The organism is Pannonibacter carbonis (assembly GCF_003012935.1).
Lineage (GTDB): Bacteria > Pseudomonadota > Alphaproteobacteria > Rhizobiales > Stappiaceae > Pannonibacter > Pannonibacter carbonis.
This window is the reverse complement of record NZ_PUDR01000009.1, coordinates 175,156-194,054: the sequence shown is the minus strand read 5'-3', so window position 1 is coordinate 194,054 and position 18,899 is coordinate 175,156. Positions and strand designations below refer to the sequence as shown.

General features: G+C 65.5%; 17 protein-coding genes. 8 read left to right on the top strand and 9 right to left on the bottom strand.

Features of this window, described 5'->3' with window-relative positions; all coding sequences use genetic code 11:
* Window positions 1-38 precede the first annotated feature (38 nt).
* The gene (locus C8348_RS14245; RefSeq protein WP_106754006.1) at window positions 39-791 is read left to right on the top strand and encodes an SDR family oxidoreductase; all 753 of its coding nucleotides are present in this window, start codon (window positions 39-41) and stop codon (window positions 789-791) included.
* Between the two features lie 17 nt (window positions 792-808).
* On the opposite strand, the gene C8348_RS14240 is transcribed toward C8348_RS14245, so the two are convergent.
* The 6 genes from C8348_RS14240 to C8348_RS14215 form a co-directional block, all read right to left on the bottom strand.
* Window positions 809-1,192 (bottom strand): MaoC family dehydratase, encoded by a 384-nt coding sequence (locus C8348_RS14240; RefSeq protein ID WP_244294014.1) that lies wholly within the window; start codon window positions 1,190-1,192, stop codon window positions 809-811.
* Window positions 1,189-1,569, bottom strand: a complete 381-nt coding sequence (locus C8348_RS14235) for a MaoC family dehydratase (RefSeq protein WP_106754004.1) — start codon at window positions 1,567-1,569, stop codon at window positions 1,189-1,191. The genes C8348_RS14240 and C8348_RS14235 overlap by 4 nt, the downstream gene beginning before the upstream one ends.
* A 509-nt stretch (window positions 1,570-2,078) precedes the next feature.
* On the bottom strand, window positions 2,079-3,623 hold the full coding sequence (locus C8348_RS14230; RefSeq protein WP_106754003.1) for an AMP-binding protein: 1,545 nt from the start codon (window positions 3,621-3,623) through the stop codon (window positions 2,079-2,081).
* Between the two features lie 38 nt (window positions 3,624-3,661).
* A complete protein-coding gene (locus C8348_RS14225; RefSeq protein ID WP_244294013.1) occupies window positions 3,662-4,468 on the bottom strand; it encodes an enoyl-CoA hydratase/isomerase family protein in 807 nt (268 codons plus the stop codon).
* Complete coding sequence (locus C8348_RS14220; protein ID WP_244294012.1) at window positions 4,465-5,100, bottom strand: TetR/AcrR family transcriptional regulator; 636 nt, start codon at window positions 5,098-5,100, stop codon at window positions 4,465-4,467. Before C8348_RS14220 ends, C8348_RS14225 begins: the two co-directional genes overlap by 4 nt.
* Window positions 5,101-5,298: 198 nt before the next feature.
* The gene (locus tag C8348_RS14215) at window positions 5,299-6,174 is read right to left on the bottom strand and encodes a MurR/RpiR family transcriptional regulator (RefSeq protein ID WP_106754001.1); all 876 of its coding nucleotides are present in this window, start codon (window positions 6,172-6,174) and stop codon (window positions 5,299-5,301) included.
* A 185-nt stretch (window positions 6,175-6,359) separates the two neighbouring features.
* On the opposite strand from C8348_RS14215, the gene C8348_RS14210 reads away from it, so the two are divergent.
* From C8348_RS14210 to C8348_RS14180, 7 genes are all read left to right on the top strand, one after another.
* A complete protein-coding gene (locus C8348_RS14210; protein ID WP_106754000.1) occupies window positions 6,360-7,139 on the top strand; it encodes an N-formylglutamate amidohydrolase in 780 nt (259 codons plus the stop codon).
* Complete coding sequence (locus C8348_RS14205) at window positions 7,139-7,735, top strand: TRAP transporter small permease subunit (RefSeq protein ID WP_106753999.1); 597 nt, start codon at window positions 7,139-7,141, stop codon at window positions 7,733-7,735. The genes C8348_RS14210 and C8348_RS14205 overlap by 1 nt, the downstream gene beginning before the upstream one ends.
* A complete protein-coding gene (locus C8348_RS14200; RefSeq protein WP_106753998.1) occupies window positions 7,735-9,075 on the top strand; it encodes a TRAP transporter large permease in 1,341 nt (446 codons plus the stop codon). Before C8348_RS14205 ends, C8348_RS14200 begins: the two co-directional genes overlap by 1 nt.
* A gap of 175 nt (window positions 9,076-9,250) precedes the next feature.
* Window positions 9,251-10,300: a TRAP transporter substrate-binding protein gene (locus C8348_RS14195; RefSeq protein WP_106753997.1), complete on the top strand. Its 1,050-nt coding sequence runs from the start codon at window positions 9,251-9,253 to the stop codon at window positions 10,298-10,300.
* A gap of 84 nt (window positions 10,301-10,384) precedes the next feature.
* Window positions 10,385-11,752, top strand: a complete 1,368-nt coding sequence (locus C8348_RS14190; protein WP_106753996.1) for a glutamine synthetase family protein — start codon at window positions 10,385-10,387, stop codon at window positions 11,750-11,752.
* 86 nt (window positions 11,753-11,838) lie between these two features.
* Entirely contained in the window at window positions 11,839-13,227 is a 1,389-nt protein-coding gene (locus tag C8348_RS14185; protein WP_106753995.1) for an aldehyde dehydrogenase family protein, read from the top strand.
* A 376-nt stretch (window positions 13,228-13,603) separates the two neighbouring features.
* Window positions 13,604-14,767 carry an iron-containing alcohol dehydrogenase gene (locus tag C8348_RS14180; RefSeq protein WP_106753994.1) on the top strand — a complete coding sequence of 388 codons (1,164 nt, stop codon included), beginning with the start codon at window positions 13,604-13,606 and terminating at the stop codon, window positions 14,765-14,767.
* 264 nt (window positions 14,768-15,031) lie between these two features.
* Here the strand turns inward: C8348_RS14180 and betB are convergent, their stop codons facing one another.
* From betB to betI, 3 genes are all read right to left on the bottom strand, one after another.
* Window positions 15,032-16,495 (bottom strand): betaine-aldehyde dehydrogenase, encoded by a 1,464-nt coding sequence (betB, locus tag C8348_RS14175; RefSeq protein ID WP_106753993.1) that lies wholly within the window; start codon window positions 16,493-16,495, stop codon window positions 15,032-15,034.
* A 93-nt stretch (window positions 16,496-16,588) separates the two neighbouring features.
* Window positions 16,589-18,250, bottom strand: coding sequence for a choline dehydrogenase (betA, locus tag C8348_RS14170; protein WP_106753992.1), 1,662 nt, complete (start codon window positions 18,248-18,250; stop codon window positions 16,589-16,591).
* Window positions 18,247-18,882, bottom strand: a complete 636-nt coding sequence (gene betI, locus C8348_RS14165) for a transcriptional regulator BetI (protein WP_106753991.1) — start codon at window positions 18,880-18,882, stop codon at window positions 18,247-18,249. Before betI ends, betA begins: the two co-directional genes overlap by 4 nt.
* Between the last annotated feature and the right edge of the window lie 17 nt (window positions 18,883-18,899).

Sequence of the window (18,899 nt, the reverse complement as noted above, 5' to 3'; positions counted from 1 at the left end):
CCAGCAAAATAACTAATCGAAACAGGGGAGGAACAGGCATGGCAGACAGGCTGACGGGCAAGGTGGCGGTAATCACCGGAGCAGGGTCCGGCTTCGGCGAGGGCATCGCGAAACGCTTTGCCGAGGAAGGCGCAAGGGTGGTCGTGGCGGATCTGAACGGCGAGGCCGCAGCCCGCGTCGCCGGCGAGATCGGCGCTTCTGCCGTCGCTGTGACCGCCGATGTCACGGTGCGCGCCGATGTAGACCGCATGGTCAAGGCCGCATCCGAGGGCTTCGGCAGGCTCGACATCCTCATCAACAACGCCGGCTATTCCCACCGCAACAAGTCACTTCTGGAGGTGAGCGAGGACGAGTTCGACCGCATCCTCGCCGTCAACGCCAAGGCGATCTACCTGTCCACCCTCGCCGTGGTGCCCATCATGGAAGCGCAAGGCGGCGGCGTCATCCTCACCACCGCCTCGACCGCCGGCCTGCGGCCCCGGCCGGGTCTCACCTGGTACAACGCCTCCAAGGGCTGGGCGATCACCGCCTCCAAGTCGATGGCCGTGGAACTCGCGCCAAAGAACATCCGCGTCAACGCGCTCTGTCCCGTGGCCGGCGAGACGGGCATGCTGCATCTCTTCATGGGCGAAGACACGCCGGAAAAGCGGGCCCAGTTCAAGGCCTCGATCCCGCTTGGCCGCCTGTCGAAGCCGATGGACATGGCCAATGCCGCGCTGTGGCTCGCCTCCGACGAGGCCGAGTTCATCACGGGCGTCGCGCTTGAAGTCGACGGCGGCCGCTGCATCTGAGCGGCCGGCCCGTCCTTTCAGGCCTCCAGCCGCTTCACCGCGTCCTCGACATAAACGAGGGCGCGGCCCTCGCAGACGCGCGTGCCATCCGGCAACTCACAGACCGTCTCCAGATCGACCAGATGCTTCTCCGGCCGAAGCCGGGTGATCGTCACCCGTGCGGTCAGCTCCACATCGAGCGGCACCGGCGCGAGAAACCGCATCTCCTGCTTCAGATAGTTGGTGCCCGGCCCCGGCAGGTCGACGCCCAGGAGACAGGAAAACAGCGCCCCGATCAGCGGTCCCGGCACCCCCTCCGCCGGAGACACCACCGTGCCCGAGAGGCGCGAGAACGCGGCCAGATCCGCGTCCGAGAACCTGCGCGTCAGGCTCGCGCTCTCACCCACCACAAAGCCCATCATGCGCCTCCTTCGAGCGTTGCCAGACCGGTCAGAACCTCTTCGCCTGTCGCCGCCCGGCTGACGCGGATGCCGACCGTGCCAGCCGCCTCGCCCCGCTCCAGCGCGATCACCAGTTCCTCGCCGGCAAAGGCGGGATGGGGAAACATCAGCGCCTGCGCCTGATGCCGGCGCCCGGGAAACAGCTCGCCCAGCAGCCCGAACACGCGGGTGTAGATCAGCATCCCGTGCGACACCGTGCGGCCAAAACGAGTGCGGGCGGAAAACGCGGGATCGACATGGATCGGGTTGTCATCTCCCGACACGGCGGCAAAGGCATCAAACTCCGCCTGGCTCGGCGTCCAGGACCGGCGATGCGGCAAGGGATCGGCTGGTGTCATGCGGGTCTCCGGATTTTCAGGTTTGGTCTCTTGCGGAGCCTCTCGGCTCCCCTCCCCCTCGGTGGGACAAGGGCAGGTCGAAGGGCTGGCTCGGCCCCCTCTCCCCCCTTGAGGGGGAGATGCCCCCGGCAGGGGGCAGAGGGGGGTAAGCGGACTAGCCGGTCACTCGAAACGCCGAGTATGCCGAACGGCAGAACACCCCCCTCTGTCTGCTAACGCAGACATCTCCCCCTCAAGGGGGGAGAGGGGCGCTGCGGCGAGAGGAACTGGAAGGGCCATTCGGGTCTCCGTACTTTTGGGGCTTGGTCTCTTGCGGGGCCTCTCCGCTCCCCTCCCCCTTGTGGGGAGGGGTCGGGGGTGGGGGGCTGCAGAGGTGGTTATCTGGCCGGTGTTCATCCCGAGGCTCTGGTCAAGATCATGAAGGTGCCCCGCGATCCTGAGCGGTTCCCCCCACCCCTCACCCCTCCCCACGAGGGGGAGGGGGGCGGAGAGGCTGCAGAGCCGTTGCTTCACCCGTGTGGAGATCCCTCCCCCAGCCTGTCCTTGAGGATGTTCTTGCGCACCTTGCCGGCGGCGGTGCGGGGCAGGTCGGTGACGAGGGAGAAGCTCTTGGGAACCTTGTAGGCGGCGAGCCGCTCGCGGCACCAGGCGGGCAGGTCGGTCACCGCCAGCGCCGCGCCGGGACGGGCAATCAGGAAGGCCGCGCCGACCTCGCCCCATTTTTCGTCCGGCACGCCGATGACCACGGCCTCCAGCACGGCCGGATGGGTGAGCAGCACCCGCTCGACCTCGGCCGGGTAAATGTTCTCGCCGCCGGAGATGTACATGTCCTTGATGCGGTCGACGATGAAGTAATAGCCATCCGCATCGCGCCGGGCGATGTCGCCGGTCCGCAGCCAGCCGTCTCCAGTGAGAGAACCGGCCGTCGCCTCAGGATTGTCCATGTAGCCCGGCGTGATGCCGGGACCGCGCACCTGCAGCTCGCCCTCCCCGGCGCCCTCGACAACGCGCCCGTCCGCCCCCTCCAGCCGCACCTCGGCGAGGATCTGCGCCTTGCCGACCGAGCCGAGCTTGGCGCTGGCATGGGCCGGGTCCATGATGAACAGCGTCGGCCCGGTTTCGGTCATGCCCATGCCGTTGCAGATGGTGGCGCCGCGCGCCTGATATTCGCTGAGGAGCTTTTCCGGCACAGGCGCCCCGCCGCAGACCAGCGAGCGCAGGCGGGCAATGTCGAGATCACCGAAGCGCGGATGCAGCGCCAGAGCCTGATAGATCGCCGGCACGCCGAAGAAGGCGGTCACCTCGCCCTCGTCGATCAGCCGCACCACGTCATCGGCCTCGAACTTGCGCAGGATGGTGGAGCGGCCACCGAACAGGAACAGCGGCAGGGTGAGGAGATTGATGCCGGCGGTGTGGAACAGCGGCAGATAGTTCACCGAGGTGTCGGTGCTGCTGAGATCGGTGGCCTGGACATAGTTCACCGCATTGGCCCAGGCCATGCCGGCGGTCTGGATCACCGCCTTGGGCAGGCCCGTGGTGCCCGACGTGAACAGCAGATACCACGGCGCGCTGGCCTTGACGGGTCGCCCCGAGACAGCGGCAGCAGCGGATGCCTCCGCGTCGGCAATCAGATCCGCCAGCACAAAGGGCGTGTCCATGCCGGGTTCCAGCCCGATGCGGGCAAGGCCATGGCGGGCGGCCAGCTCGCGGGCGACGTCCGTGAAGGCCGTGTCATGCAGCAGCACATGCGCGCGGCAAGTGGCAAGCAACGGCGACAGCTCGGCAAAGGGCTGACGCCAGTTGAGCGGGACCAGCACGAGCCGCGCCTTCTGCGCCGCAAACAGCGCAATGAAGAACTCCGGCCGGTTGAGGCTGAGGATCGGCACCCTTGCCCCCTCCACCAGCCCCCTGTCGAGAAGGGCAGCGGCCAGCCGGCTCGCCTGCCGCTCCACCTCGGCAAAGGTGAGGCTCTCCCCCGTTGCCTGGTCGATGAAGGCGACGCGGTCCGGGGTCAGTTCGGCCCGGCGGGCGGCCATGTCGGTCACGTGATCCATCGGTCCTCCAGAGATGTGGTCCGGCCATCCGGCCGCGTTCAGGTGCGGGCGCTCCCCGCAGCAAAGTCGCGCATGCGCGCCAGCGTGTCGGGGTGGGGGACAAGAGCCAGGAACCGCTGGCGCTCGGCCTCGAGCCGCGCCGCCACCACTGACACTCGCTCCGGCGTCCAGACGCCCGCCCGGGTGGCGGCAAGGCTGCGCGGATCCTTGACCTCCAGGGCGGCGAGCCAGCCGGCAATCACCGCCTCCACCCCGCCCGGTGCGGCCAGTTCGCTGACCAGACCCAGACGCAGTGCCTCGTCGGCGCTGATCCGGCGGTTGAGAACCTGGATCGACAGGGCCGCGCCCGTGCCGATCCGGTCGGGCAGCAGGGCGGTCCAGCCGCCATCGGGCGCAAAGCCCATGTCCACGTAATAGGGCTGGATGAACGCGGACGGATCGGCAGCGACCAGATCGCTCGCCAGCACCAGTCCGGTCGAGCCGCCGGTAACCGGGCCGGTGAGCGCCGTCAGCACCGGCATCGGGAAGGCCAGCAGGTCAAGGATCGCCCCGTTCAGCTCCCCCACCAGATCAGCGGCATAGGCGCTCAGTTCCGCAGCACTGCCCGCATGGGCAAGAAACCCGGCAATGTCGCCGCCGATCGAAAAACTGCGCGCCGAGGAGCCCAGCACCAGCGCCCTTGCCCCGGACTGCCGCGCCACCGCTATGGCGGCACGCAGGTCAGCCAGCAGCTCCGGCACCAGCGCATTGTGGCGGCGGGTGCGGGAGAGCGTGATGCGGGCGTGCCCGCCGTCCAGCTGCAGCGCCGCCAGCGGCCCGGCCGCCTCGGTCGCAGCAAGGCTCACGGCTTGTCCCCGCGCGGCTGCAGGCCATGGACGATCAGGTCATGCGCGGCGTCCACCACCTCGGCAACGGGCGTGCGGTCCTCCCAGATGACCGCACGCTCGCCGAGCGCACGGGCAATCCCCATGAGGGCCCATGCGCGAACATCGCAATCGCCGGGCCGGATCTGCCCGGCCGCCTCCGCATCGGCCAGTGCCGAGCGGTAGCCTTCCGCGAAACTGCTGAAATAGGCGCGATAGGCCGCCGGATCGACGAACAGCGCCTCCTGGATAATGCGATAGAGATCCGGATGGGCGGCAACAAAGTCGAGGAAGCCGCGCAGGCCCGCCTTTTCCGCCGCCAGCCGGTCCGGAATGTTCGCGGTTGCCTGGGTCAGGGCCCGGCGCACCAGCCGGCCCATCTCGAGGACGAGTTCGGAGAACACCTCCTCCTTGCCCTTGAAGTAGATGTAGAACGTGCCCTGCGCACAGCCGGCCTCGCGCGTGATCGCGCCGATGGACGCCTCGCTGAAGCCCTTCGCGCCGATCACCCGCTCGGCCGCATCCAGGATCGCCCGCCGCGTCGCCTCGCCGCGCGCCGTCTTCGGCTGGATGCCGCGCGGTTCGTCTTCGGCCGCCGGCAGTGCATCCGGCACGGCCTTCGTCTTGCGCGGCCTTGCGCTGGCAGCTTCAGATCGGACTTGACGCCTGCGTTCGCTCACGGGACACCTTTGTCTGGCCGGCGCGCTTGAAGCTGCACCAACATGAAACATGAATCACTATTCATGTTTTGACGCTGAATGCAAGCCGGTCGCACCAAAGCTCTCGCACAAGACGGCAAATGACGGCAAGCGTCAGTCTTCGGGCGCATCTCCAATGTCAGGCCGCACCGGGTCGTCCCCGTTGCGCAGGGCTTCCAACGCCTGCATGCGCTGCTCGCTGCGCTGCCAGTTTTCCTTGGTCACACCGGCAATCAGCACTTCCGCGACAGCCATCAGCGCCGTCGACGAATCCCAGGGCGACGGCACGGCCACCCGGACGGGCAGCACATGCTGGGAAATGCGCGCTACAGGCGACATCCAGCTGTCGGTGATGAGGCCGACCGTCACGCCCTGCTTTGCCGCCGCCTCGGCAAAGCGCACGATGCCTGCCTGGTAGCGGCGGATGTCGAACACGACGAGCACGTCCTTCGGCCCCATGCCGATGAGCTGGTCGAGCCAGTTGCTTTCCTGCCCGGCCATATGGTGCACACCGGACCGGACGATGCGCAGATGCGCCGCCATGTAGCGGGCCAGCGCATCGGTGAAGCGCCCCCCCAGCAGGTAGACCGTCCGCCTCTCATCCGCCAGCAGGCGCACGAAGGCCTCGATTTCCCGTTCGGGCAGATGCTGGAATGTCTCGCGCAGGTTCTCGACCAGCTTGTCGGCAAAGGCATTGCCGCAGCCCGTGTCCCCGGCTGGCAACGCGAGGTCCCGCGCCAGCGGCGCTTTCAGCTGGTTCTCCAGTTCGGATTTCAGCCGTCGCTGGAATTCGGGAAAGCCCGGAAAACCGAGCCTTGCCACGAAGCGCAGGATCGTCGGCGAACTGACGCCGGCAGCACCGGCAAACTGCGCCACGGTCTGCAGGCCGAGCAGCGGAAAATTGGCCAGCAACGCCTGTGCGGCCCGCCGTTCCGTCGTGGTGAACTCGTCCAGCCGCTCCCGGATTTCCTCGACCAAGGTCTGGTCCATCCGTGTCCCCCCTGTCGCGCTTGTTTGCGTCCGGCGCAAGCCTGGCCTGATCGGCCATTTTGATGTTTTATGTTTGACAGGCGCCGCCTCCTTGTATCAAATCATACACAGCGTGGCCGTCTACGCAATTCTGTAACAAAAAATACAAACATGAACAGACGGCCGCATCCAGATGGGGAGGCAGCATGGCGCAGCCGGATCGGCCGCTTGCCGGCAACGGGACACCTGTGTCCATCGAAAACCGCAGCGGCAGCAGTGACTATGTTCTTGTGTGCGACCACGCCTCGAATTTCATTCCCGAGGCCTATGGTGATCTTGGCCTGAGCGCCGAGGCACGGGTGGCGCATATCGCCTGGGACCCGGGTGCGCTTGGCACGGCCCAGGAGATGTCGCGCCTTCTCGACGCGCCGCTCGTCTATCCTCGCATCTCACGCCTGATCATCGATTGCAATCGCGACCACGCGGCGCATGACCTCATCCCGGCGATCAGCGAAACCACGCGCATTCCCGGCAACGAAAACCTGAGCGAACAGGATCGCAAACAGCGCATCGATCTGGTGCATGTGCCCTTCCATGACACCATCGACGCGCTGGTGGCGGAGCGGGCGCTGGCCGGCAAGCGCAGCGTCATCGTCTCCGTCCACACCTACACCCCGGTCTACAAGGGCGTCTCGCGCCCCTGGGAAATCGGCATCATTGCCGACAAGGACCGGCGGCTCGGCGACGCGATGATCGCGGCGCTGAAGGCACCGGGCGATCTGACGGTCGGCGACAACGAACCCTATTCTCCAGCGGATGGCGTCTACTACACCCTGACACGCCACGGCGAATCCCGGGGCCGCGCCTGCGCCATGATCGAGATCCGCAACACCGATGTCGCGACGCCGGAGGCCGAGACGGCCTGGGGCCAGCGGCTGGGCAAGATCCTGGCTGACAGCCTGCCCGCTCTGGCGGAGCGCTCCTGATGCCGGGCTTTGCGCGCGCCTATGTCCGTTGGGTGGATGGCTTCAACATGGGCCTTGGCCGGGTCATCATGTATGGCCTGTTCGTCATGATGGCGATCCTGCTTTGGTCATCCGTGTCCAAGACCTTCTTCCGCCCTTCGCTTTGGACACTTGAGCTCGCGCAATTTGCCATGGTCACGTATTTCGTCCTTGGCGGGCCTTACTCGCTCAAGGCAGGGGCGCATGTGCGCATGGACCTCTTTTATGCCGAATGGTCCTTGCGCAAGAAGGCCTGGATGGACTCGATCACGGTGTTCCTCCTGATCTTCTATCTCGGCGTCCTGCTGTATGGGTCGCTGACATCGACGGCATTCTCGCTGGGCTATTTCGGCGATCATCCCTTTGAATTCTATCGCGATCTCATCGTGGCCTTCGTCACCGGAGGGCCGGATGGGGCCTCGGAGGTGATGGGCCATCTGGAGCGCAGCCGCACGGCGTTCCGCGCCTATATGTGGCCGATCAAGGTGATCATGACCTTCGGGTTCTTCCTGATGCTGCTGCAAGCAATTTCCGAGCTCATCAAGGACATCGCGCGCCTTCGCGGGGAGACGATCTGATGTCCTACGAGATGATCACCATCTTCATGTTCTCGTCGATGATGCTGATGATGCTGACCGGTCAGCGCGTCTTCGGCGCCATCGGCGGTGTCGCGGCCATTGCCGCGCTGGCCCTCTGGGGAACCGGTTCGACCGACATCCCTTACGCCCAGGCCATCAAGCTGATGAACTGGTACCCGATGCTGACCCTGCCCATGTTCATCTTCATGGGCTACATCCTGTCGGAATCACGCATCGCGGAAGACCTCTACCGCATGTTCCACGTCTGGATGGGCCCGGTCAGCGGCGGCCTTGCCATCGGCACCATTCTCCTCATGGTGTTGGTCTCCGCGATGAACGGCCTGTCGGTCGCCGGCATGGCCATCGGCGCGACCATCGCCCTGCCGGAGCTGCTGCGGCGTGGCTATGACAAGCGCATGATCTCCGGCGTGATCCAGGCCGGATCCTCGCTCGGCATCCTGATCCCGCCGTCCGTGGTTCTGGTGCTCTACGCCATGATCGCGCGGCAGCCGGTTGGCAACCTGTGGCTTGCCGGCGTCGTTCCGGGCCTGATGATGGCGGCGATGTTCATCGTCTATGTTCTGGTCCGCTGCCGCCTGCAGCCGGAGCTGGGACCACCGCTTCCGGCCGAGGAACGCAATGTTCCGTTGCCGGAAAAGCTGCGCCTGCTGACTGCCGGGCTGCTGCCGATCGGCATCTTCCTGGTCATGATGGTGCCCTTCGTCAACGGCTGGACCAGCCTTGTCGAAAGCTCTGCAATCGGCGCACTGACGGCCTTCGGCGTCGCCCTCGCGAAGCGCCGGATGACCTGGGTGATCTTCCACTCCTGCGTGAAGCAGACCCTGTTCATTTCCTGCATGTTCATGTGGATCATCCTGGCTGCCCTCGGCTTCGGCGCCGTGTTCGACGGCCTCGGCGCTGTGAAGGCCATCGAGTATTTCTTCACCAGCGAACTCGGCCTAAATCCCTGGATGATCCTGATCCTGATGCAGCTGTCGTTCCTGGTGATGGGCACCTTCCTCGATGACACGGCCATGCTGGTCATCGTGGCTCCGCTCTATGTGCCGCTGGTCGCCAAGCTCGATCTCGGCATGCCGGCGGACCAGGTGCTGATCTGGTACGGCGTGCTCTACACGGTGACCACGCAGATCGCCTACATGACGCCGCCCTTCGGCTACAACCTGTTTCTGATGCGCGCCATGGCGCCACCGGAATTCTCGATGCGCGACATCTACGCCTCGATCATTCCGTTCGCGCTGATCATGACGCTGGCGCTGGCGATGATCATGATTTTCCCGCAGATTGCCTTGTGGTTGCCAGGCTTGGTCTACGCAAGGTAGCGGAAGACGCTGTCCGGACCGGTATGGCCCGGGCGGCAAGGGAGGAAGCAAGAGCCGCCCTCTGGCGGCCTGACTGACACGATTTCGACATGCGGACGACCCCGCCGGGCAAAAATAACGGCCAAAGGCCACCCCGCCCGGGGTCTGGATCACCGAAAAAGGGGAGTGACTAGACATGACGAGCAGACGTGATTTCCTGAAGAATGCCGGCCTGACGACCGTTGCCGCAGCCGGCGCAACCACCCTCGCGGCCCCGGCCGTGCTGGGCCAGGCCCCGATCAAGTGGCGCCTGCAGACCTATGCCGGCCCTGCGCTCGGCGAACACGTGATCAAGCCGGCCATCGATGCCTTCAACAAGGCGGCCAATGGCCAGATGGAAATCGAGCTGTTCTATGCCGACCAGCTGGTCCCGACCTCCGAACTCTTCCGCGCCATGCAGAAGGGCACCATCGACGCCGTGCAGTCGGATGACGATTCCATGGCCTCGCCGACGGAAGTCACCGTGTTCGGCGGCTATTTTCCCTTTGCCACCCGGTATTCCCTCGACGTGCCGGTGCTGTTCAACCAGTACGGCCTGAAGAAGATCTGGGAAGACGAGTATGCCAAGGTCGGCGTGAAGCACATTTCTGCCGGCGCCTGGGACCCGTGCCACTTCGCCACCAAGGACCCGATCAACAAGCTCGAAGACCTGCAGGGCAAGCGCATATTCACCTTCCCGACCGCTGGCCGCTTCCTGACCCAGTTCGGCGTCGTGCCGGTGACCCTGCCCTGGGAAGACATCCAGGTGGCGGTGCAGACCGGCGAGCTCGACGGCATCGCCTGGTCGGGCATCACCGAGGACTACACGGTCGGCTGGGCCGATGTGACCAAGTACTTCCTGACCAACAACATCTCCGGCGCCTGGGTTGGCCACTTCTTCGCCAACAACGACCGCTGGAACGAACTTCCGGATCACCTCAAGGTGATGCTGCAGCTCGCGATGGATAGCTCCCATCTCTATCGCCAGTGGTGGTACTGGGGCGGTGAGGCAGACCTGCGCGTCAATGGGTCGAAGCTGCAGCTGACCTCGATCCCGGACTATGAGTGGGTGGTTGTCGAACAGGCCGCGCTTGCCTTCTGGGACGAGATCGCCGCCGAGTCGCCGGTCAAGGCCCAGGTGGTCGAGATCATCAAGAAGTACAACGACGTCATGTCGAAAGCCGGACAGCCCTATCGCAACGGCTGATGCAATGCTGGCAGCCCAGGCCGCAGCGCGGTCCGGGCTGCCTCCGCAGTGACCTTCTCCGGACAACAAGAAAAGTACATCCAGATGGCTGGCAATCTGACTATCGACGCCCTGAAAGTGGCGGCCACCGAAGGCAGGATCGACACCGTGCTCGCCTGCATGGTCGACATGCAGGGCCGCCTCATGGGCAAGCGCTTCCACGTGCAGCATTTCCTGTCGAGCGCGCACGAGGAGACACACGGCTGCAACTATCTCCTGGCGACCGACCTCGAGATGTATACCGTGCCCGGCTATGCCTCGACCAGCTGGGCGGGCGGCTATGGCGACTACATCCTGAAGCCGGATCTTTCCACCTTGCGCCTGGTGCCGTGGCTCGAAGGCACCGCCATGGTGCTCTGTGATGTGCAGGACCATCACACCCACGCCGATGTGCCGCATTCCCCGCGCGCCATGCTGAAGGCGCAGATTGCCCGGCTCGATGCGCTTGGGTTTACCGCCATGATGGCGACGGAGCTGGAATTCTTCCTGTTCGCCAAGAGCTTCGACGAGATCCGCAAGTCCGGCTTCCGCGACCTGGAGCCGATCTCGGCCTATAACGAGGACTACCACATCCTGGCGACGACCAAGGAAGAGCATGTGATGCGCCCGCTGCGCAACCATCTCTATGCCGCGGGCATCCCGGTGGAGAACACCAAGGGCGAAGCCGAGGCCGGCCAGGAAGAACTCAACATCCGTTACGCCGACGCGCTCAACTGCGCCGACTATCACTCCATCGCCAAGCACGCGGTGAAGGAGATTGCCTGGCAGCAGGGCCACGGCGCGACCTTCCTGCCCAAATGGCACAAGGACCGCACCGGATCGTCTTCCCATGTGCACCAGTCGCTCTGGACCAAGGACGGCAAGCCGGCTTTCTACGATCCGTCCAAGCCGCATGGCATGTCGGACCTGATGCGCCATTACATGGCCGGGCTGATCAAATATGCGCCGGACTACACCTATTTCCTGGCGCCCTATATCAACAGCTACAAGCGCTTCCAGAAGGGCACCTTCGCGCCGACGCGGATGGTCTGGTCGATCGACAACCGCACCGCCGGCTTCCGGCTCTGCGGCGAGGATACCAAGGGCGTGCGCGTCGAATGCCGCATTGGCGGCTCCGACCTCAATCCCTATCTGGCACTTGCCGTCCAGATTGCGGCAGGCCTGCGCGGCATCGAGGAAAAGCTGGAACTGGCTCCGCCCATGACCGGTGATCTCTACGAAGCGCAAAAGGCCCAGCAGATCCCCCGCAGCCTGCGCGACGCGCTTTCGGCGCTGAATGCCTCGTCCATGCTGCGCGAGGCCTTCGGTGACAAGGTGGTTGACCATTACCTGCGCGCAGGCGAATGGGAACAGGAAGAATTCGACCGCGTGGTGACCGATTACGAGATCGCCCGCGGGTTTGAACGCGCCTGAGGAGGGCTGGCCCGGATCACCCGGGCCGCCGTCCCGGCGAACACTGCAGCCGCCGGCACCCGGCGGTGTTTCTTTGAAGGTGACCCATGTCGGACACGATCAAACTCATCTCGCCGGTCGACGGATCGGTCTATGCGGAACGCGCGGCGCTGGACGCTGTCGCGGTGGAACGGGTGGTCACCGCCGCCCGCAGCGCGCAGGCCGGCTGGGCTGCGACCCCGCTTGCCACCCGCGTTGACCTCTGCCTCAAGGCGCTTGATGCCCTCCTGGCGATGAACGACGACATCGTCACCGAACTGGCCTGGCAGATGGGCCGGCCGGTGCGCTACGGCGGCGAGAAGGGTGGCCTCACCGAGCGCACCCGTTATATGGCCAGCATTGCCGAAAGCGCGCTGGCCAACATCGAACGCAACGACCGCCCGGGCTTCAAGCGCTACCTCAAGATGGAGCCGCTCGGCATCGTCATGGTCATCGCGCCATGGAACTACCCCTTCATGACCGCCGGCAACGCCATCTTCCCGGCGCTGATGGCGGGCAACGTGGTCATCCTGAAGCACGCCGCGCAGACGCTGCTGGTCGGCGAGCGCTTCGCTGCCGCCTTCGAGAAGGCCGGCCTGCCCAAGGGCGTGTTCCAGAACATCGTGCTGTCGCATGACGGCACCGAGAAGCTGCTCGGCTCCGGCGTCATCGACCATGTCAACTTCACCGGCTCGGTTGCCGGCGGCAAGGCCATCGAGCGGGCACTGGCCGGCACCTTCGCCACCATGGGCCTGGAGCTTGGCGGCAAGGATCCGGCCTATGTCATGGCCGATGCGGATCTCGACTACGCAGTCGCCAACCTCGTCGATGGCGCCTTCTTCAACTCCGGCCAGTGCTGCTGCGGCATCGAGCGCATCTATGTGCACGAAAGCCGCTACGATGCCTTCGTCGATGGCTTCGTCGCCATGACGCGCGACTACAAGCTCGGCAACCCGCTCGATCCGGAAACCACCATCGGCCCGATGGCCCAGACCCGCTTTGCCACCTGGGTCCGCGAGCAGACCGAGGAAGCGATCCGCAAGGGCGCCAAGGCCCACATCGACATGTCTGCCTTTGCCATGGACAAGGCCGGCACGCCTTACCTCGCCCCGCAGGTGCTGACCAACGTCAATCACCAGATGTCGGTGATGCGTGAGGAAAGCTTCGGCCCGGTCGTCGGCATCATGAAGGTGAAGGACGACGCCGAGGCGATCCAGCTCATGAACGACAGCCCCTATGGCCTCACCGCGTCCATCTGGACCGAGGATGCCGTGGCCGCCGAAAACATCGGTCACCAGATCGACACCGGCACTGTGTTCCTGAACCGCTGCGACTACGTGGATCCGGGCCTTGTCTGGACTGGCGTGAAGGACACCGGCAAGGGTGCCGCCCTGTCGGAAGTCGGCTTTGCCAACCTGACGCGCCCGAAGTCCTACCACCTGCGCCTCGAGCACTGAGATTGAAACCCGCCTGTTCCCCTCGCCGCATGGGAATGGGGAACAGGCAAAGAGACCGGAGCTGCCCTGCGACTGGCCTGCTGGCCGCAGCGCCCTCTCCCCCCCTTGAGGGGGAGATGTCTGCGAATGCAGACAGAGGGGGGTGCCAGCGCTTCAGCGCATGATCACCGCAGGATGACTTGACAGACCGATACCCCCCTCTGCCCCCAGCCGGGGGCATCTCCCCCTCAAGGGGGGAGAGGGGTTGAGGCTCTGCCAGTTGCCCGGGATGAGCCAAGCTTCAAGGGACAATGGGATGGCAACGCCCGACCTGTTCCCTGTTCAACACCATCCACCGCGTTGACCCCAACGCACCAACTGACTGAAAGCCCGACCCATGACTGCCCTTCCGTCCGTGAACTGGTCCTATCCCACCGCCGTGCGCTTCGGCGCGGGCCGCATCAAGGAACTGCCTGCCGTCGTCAAGCTCGCGGGCATGAAGCGCCCTCTGCTGGTCACCGATCCGGGCCTTGCGAAGCTGCCGATGATCGCCGACATGGTCGCGCTCTTGAAAGCCGATGGCATCGACTGCGCCGTCTTCTCCGACGTCAAGCCGAACCCGGTCGACAGCAACATTTCCGCAGGCGTTGCCGCCTACAAGGCCGGCGGCCATGACGGCGTGCTGGCGGTTGGCGGCGGCTCCGGCCTCGATGCCGGCAAGCTGATTGCCTTCATGTCCGGCCAGACCCGCCCGATCTGGGACTTCGAGGACATCGGTGACTGGTACACCCGCGCCGATCCGGCCGGCATTGCCCCGATCGTCGCCGTGCCGACCACGGCCGGCACCGGCTCGGAAGTCGGCCGCGCCGGCGTCGTTACCAACGAGGCGACCCACACCAAGAAGGTGATCTTCCACCCGAAGATGCTGCCGGCCTATGTCATCTGCGATCCGGAACTGACCACCGGCATGCCGCGCATGATCACCGTCGGCACCGGCATGGACGCCCTCGCCCACTGCCTGGAAGCGCTGTGCTCGCCGTTCTATCACCCGATGTCGGAAGGCATCGCGGTCGAAGGCGCGCGTCTGGCGATCCACAACCTGCCGATCGTCGCCGCCAACGGCTCCGACCTTCTGGCGCGTGGCCACATGATGAGCGCGGGCGCCATGGGTGCCGTTGCCTTCCAGAAGGGTCTCGGCGCCATCCACGCCCTGTCCCACCCGGTCGGCGCGCTCTTTGACACGCACCACGGCATGACCAATGCCGTGTTCATGCCCTATGTGCTGAAGTTCAACCGCCCGGCCATCGAGGCCAAGATCGAGCGTCTGGCGGCCTTCTGCGGCATTGCCGGCGGCTTCGACGGCTTCCAGGCGCATATCCTGAAGATGCGCTCCGACCTCGGCGTGCCGCACACCATCGGCGGCCTCGGCGTCGACGGCGCCAAGCGCGACCTCATCGCCGACATGGCAATCGTCGATCCGACCGCCGGCGGCAACCCGGTCGAACTGACCCGCGACGCCGCTCTGTCGATCTTCGACGCGGCGCTGGAAGGCAAGCTCTGATCCGGCAAGTTCCGGGTTAAATAACTGGATGGCCGGGCCTTGTGTCCGGCCATCTTGCTTTCAGGTGTCTGAGTGTTTTTAAAACCGTTCCCCCCACCCCTTACCCCTCCCCACGAGGGGGAGGGGGGCGGCAGCGCCTCAAGCAGATTGAACCATGTTCTTCGGGCAAGGCCTCTCGGTTCCCCTCCCTCTCGTGGGGAGGGGTTGAGGGTGGGGGGACAGCCTCACCTCAAGCACTTGCGAAAGCAGCAGGCGGCGGACGGTTCAAAACGCCGCCGCGACGTCCCCCATCTCGACGTAGACGCTCTTCACCTGGCTGTAGTGGCCGATGGCAGCATGGCCGTTCTCGCGGCCGATGCCGGAGGACTTCATGCCGCCGAAGGGCATTTCGATCGGCGTCAGGTTATAGGCGTTGATCCAGCAGGTGCCGGCGGCAAGCTGTGCGATCACCCGGTGGGCGCGCTGGATGTCGCGGGTGAACACACCGGCGGCCAGACCGAATTCGGTCGCATTGGCCCGCGCGATGACCTCGTCCTCGCTGTCGAAGTCGAGCACGCACATGACCGGGCCGAAGATCTCTTCCCGGGCGATGCGCATGTCGTCCTTCACATCGGCAAAGACGGTCGGCTGCACGAACCAGCCCTCCGGGAAGGCCGCCACGTGTGCTGCCCCGCCGCCGCAGACAAGCCGCGCGCCTTCCGCCTTGCCGATCTCGATATAGCCCAGCACCTTGTCGAGCTGCGGCTTCGAGACGAGCGGGCCGATATTGGTCGCCTCGTCCAGCGGATCGCCCAGCACGGCGTTTGCGGTGCGTTCAGCCAGCCGCTTCAGGAAGGCCTCCTTCAGGCTGCGATGCACGAAGACGCGGGTGCCGTTGGAGCAGATCTGGCCCGAGGAATAGAAATTGGCATTGATCGCGGCCGACACGGCATTGTCGAGATGGGCGTCCTCGAACAGGATCAGCGGCGACTTGCCGCCGAGTTCAAGCGTCAGATGCTTGAGGTTGCTGCCTGCCAGGCCCGCGACCTTGCGCCCGGTCGGCACCGAGCCGGTGACGGAGACCTTGGCCACCGCCGGATGCGAGACGAGCTTGGCGCCCACATCGCCTGCGCCCTGCACCACGTTGAAGACACCGGCCGGAACCCCGGCCTCCAAGAGCGCCTCGGCCAGCTTCAGCGCGCTCAGCGGCGTCACTTCCGACGGCTTGAAGATCATGGCGTTGCCGCAGGCCAGCGCAGGGGCTGCCTTCCAGCAGGCGATCTGGATCGGATAGTTCCACGCACCGATGCCGACGCAGATGCCGAGCGGCTCACGGCGGGTGTAGGCGAAGGAGCCGCCAAGGTCGATGTGCTCGCTGGTCAGCGTCGCGGCGAGATTGCCGAAATATTCAAGGCAATCGGCGCCGGAGGCCGCATCGGCGATCAGCGTTTCCTGCAGCGGCTTGCCGGTGTCGAGCGTTTCCAGCTCGGACAGGGCGCGGTTGTTGGCCCGCAGGATCTCCGCCGCCCGGCGCAGGATGCGGCCCCGCTCGGCTGCCGGGGTGGCAGCCCAGATCTTCTGGCCTTCCCGTGCGGTCGAGATGGCGGCCTCGATGGTCAGGTCATCCGCGGCATGCAGGCGGGCGATGACGTCGCCGGTGGCGGGATAGAGGCTGTCGAAGGCCGCGCCATTCGGGCTTTCGACATATCCGCCGCCAATGAAATGGGAGGCTCGGGGCTGGGCGCGCATGAGGTCGTCCTTGCAAGTCGGTCAGAAGGGGGAAACAGGACCGGCCACTGCCTTGGCAGAAGCCTCCTGCTGTTCGTTGGGTCGCAGGATGGCTCAACGCTGACGCGTTTGCCACTGCGGATGGATCCAGGGCGCCAGATTGGATGCCGCAAGCGGGATCTTGCCGAGAATGTGGTCCGAGGCCTTCTCGCCCACCATGATCGACGGGGCATTGAGGTTGCCGTTGGTCACCTGCGGGAAGATCGAGCTGTCGGCCACGCGCAGGCCCTCGACGCCGATCACCCGGCATTCCGGATCCACCACGGCCATCGGATCGCTCGCGGCCCCCATGCGGCAGGACCCGCAGGGGTGATAGGCGCTCTCCACATGCTCGCGGATGAAATTGTCCAGCTCCACGTCGCTCTGCACGCCGGCACCCGGCTGGATCTCGCGGCCGCGATAGGGCGTGAAGGCCTCCTGACCGAAGATCTCGCGCGTGAGTCGGATCGCGGTGCGGAAGTCGGCCCAGTCGTCCGGGTGCGACATGTAGTTGAAGAGGATCGAGGGCTTGGCCAACGGATCGCCCGAGGTCAGGCGGATGCGGCCGCGCGACTTGGAGCGCATCGGCCCGACATGGGCCTGGAACCCGTGCCCCTCGGCCGCTGCCTTGCCGTCGTAGCGCACCGCGAAAGGCAGGAAGTGATACTGGATGTCAGGATACTCGACACCGGCCTTGGAGCGGATGAAGGCACAGGCCTCGAACTGGTTCGAGGCGCCAAGCCCCTTGCGCGTGAACAGCCACTGCGCCCCGATCAGAGCCTTGGAAACAAGGTTCCAGTGCTTGTAGAGCGTGATCGGCTGGGTGCAGGCCTGCTGGATGTAGAGTTCCAGATGATCCTGCAAGTTGGCGCCGACGCCCGGCCGGTCCGCGACCACGTCAATGCCCATTTCGCGCAGATGCGCGGCCGGCCCGATGCCGGAGAGCATCAGGATCTTGGGCGAGTTGATCGACGAGGCGGAAATGATCACTTCCCGCGCTGCCCGCGCCGTGACCGGCTGGCCGGAGCCACGCTGGTACTCGACGCCGGTCGCCCGGCCGTTCTCGATGACCACCCGGCGGACAAAGGCCCCGGTGACGATCTCCACATTGCCGCGCTTCAGCGCCGGCTTCAGATAGGCATTGGCGGCGGACCAGCGCTGACCGTTCTTCACGGTCATCTCCATGTCGCCGAAGCCTTCCTGCTTCTGGCCGTTGTAGTCACCCGTCGTCTCGTAGCCCGCCTGCTTGCCGGCCTTGATGAAGGCATCGAACAACGGGTTCCACTTGGTGCCGCGCTGCACATGCAGCGGACCGGAGCGGCCCCGGAAGCCGTCGTCGCCGGTCGGGGTCTCTTCCTGGCGCTGGAAATAGGGCAGCACATGCCGGTAGCCCCAGCCGCTGGCGCCCATCTCTTCCCAGGTGTCAAAGTCGCGCGCGTGGCCGCGCACATAGACCATGCCGTTGATCGAGGACGAGCCGCCGATCACCTTGCCGCGCGGGGTTGCCAGAATGCGCCCGCCGAGGTGCGGCTCGGGCTCGCTCTGGAAGCCCCAGTCATAGCGGCTCATGTTCATCGGATAGGACAGCGCCGCCGGCATCTGGATGAAGGGCCCGGCATCCGTTCCACCGAACTCCAGCACCAGGACGCGGTTCTTCGGATCTTCCGACAGGCGGTAGGCCAGCGCGCAGCCGGCCGATCCGGCCCCGACGATGATGAAGTCAAACGTGTCGTTCATTCAGGGCGTCCCCCGTCGGACTGTGGCGTTGTGGCCCCGGACGCCCGGGCCCGGTGCAGCAGGATCTGTGCCTCTACGTAATCCTCGACGAGGCGGATGGCAGCCTCGGGATCGGGCGGCGCTTCCTTCAGTGCGCGGCGGATCCAGACCCCGTCGATCATCGAGGCCGTTCCCTCGGCCACGAGCTGCGCGTCCGGCAATGGCAGAAAGCTACGCAGACTGTGCGTCAGGTTGGAGACAAGGCGGGCGGAATAGATGCGCAGCAAACGCTGGCTCGCCGGATTGGTGCGGGCCTGCGAGTAGAACGCCAGCCAGGCAGCAATCACGGCCTCGCGGAACTGCCCGGTTTCAAAGTTACCGGCAATGATCGCCGAAAGCCGCGCACGAGGTGTATGCGCCTCGGCAAGACGCGCGCGGATGCCCTCGCCCAGTTCATGCAGCAGATGGCGCATGGTGGCGGCAAGGAGCTGATCCTTGGAGCCGAAATAGTGATGTGCGAGCCCGCCCGACACGCCGGCCTTGCGCGCGATCTGCGCGATCGTCACGTCGCAATAGCCCTGTTCGTGAATCGCATCGACTGTCGCCGCGATCAGGCTGCGCCTGCGCTCGGCCTCCATCCCGATCCTTGGCATGTCGTTCTCCCCAATGA

Bases quoted from the DNA above. Each gene is read 5' to 3' on its own strand.
- C8348_RS14245 (WP_106754006.1), top strand. From the start codon at position 39: ATGGCAGACAGGCTGACGGGCAAGGTGGCGGTAATCACCGGAGCAGGG.
- C8348_RS14240 (WP_244294014.1), bottom strand. From the start codon at position 1,192: ATGATGGGCTTTGTGGTGGGTGAGAGCGCGAGCCTGACGCGCAGGTTC.
- C8348_RS14235 (WP_106754004.1), bottom strand. From the start codon at position 1,569: ATGACACCAGCCGATCCCTTGCCGCATCGCCGGTCCTGGACGCCGAGC.
- C8348_RS14230 (WP_106754003.1), bottom strand. From the start codon at position 3,623: ATGGATCACGTGACCGACATGGCCGCCCGCCGGGCCGAACTGACCCCG.
- C8348_RS14215 (WP_106754001.1), bottom strand. From the start codon at position 6,174: ATGGACCAGACCTTGGTCGAGGAAATCCGGGAGCGGCTGGACGAGTTC.
- C8348_RS14210 (WP_106754000.1), top strand. From the start codon at position 6,360: ATGGCGCAGCCGGATCGGCCGCTTGCCGGCAACGGGACACCTGTGTCC.
- C8348_RS14205 (WP_106753999.1), top strand. From the start codon at position 7,139: ATGCCGGGCTTTGCGCGCGCCTATGTCCGTTGGGTGGATGGCTTCAAC.
- C8348_RS14200 (WP_106753998.1), top strand. From the start codon at position 7,735: ATGTCCTACGAGATGATCACCATCTTCATGTTCTCGTCGATGATGCTG.
- C8348_RS14195 (WP_106753997.1), top strand. From the start codon at position 9,251: ATGACGAGCAGACGTGATTTCCTGAAGAATGCCGGCCTGACGACCGTT.
- C8348_RS14190 (WP_106753996.1), top strand. From the start codon at position 10,385: ATGGCTGGCAATCTGACTATCGACGCCCTGAAAGTGGCGGCCACCGAA.
- C8348_RS14185 (WP_106753995.1), top strand. From the start codon at position 11,839: ATGTCGGACACGATCAAACTCATCTCGCCGGTCGACGGATCGGTCTAT.
- C8348_RS14180 (WP_106753994.1), top strand. From the start codon at position 13,604: ATGACTGCCCTTCCGTCCGTGAACTGGTCCTATCCCACCGCCGTGCGC.
- betB (WP_106753993.1), bottom strand. From the start codon at position 16,495: ATGCGCGCCCAGCCCCGAGCCTCCCATTTCATTGGCGGCGGATATGTC.
- betA (WP_106753992.1), bottom strand. From the start codon at position 18,250: ATGAACGACACGTTTGACTTCATCATCGTCGGGGCCGGATCGGCCGGC.
- betI (WP_106753991.1), bottom strand. From the start codon at position 18,882: ATGCCAAGGATCGGGATGGAGGCCGAGCGCAGGCGCAGCCTGATCGCG.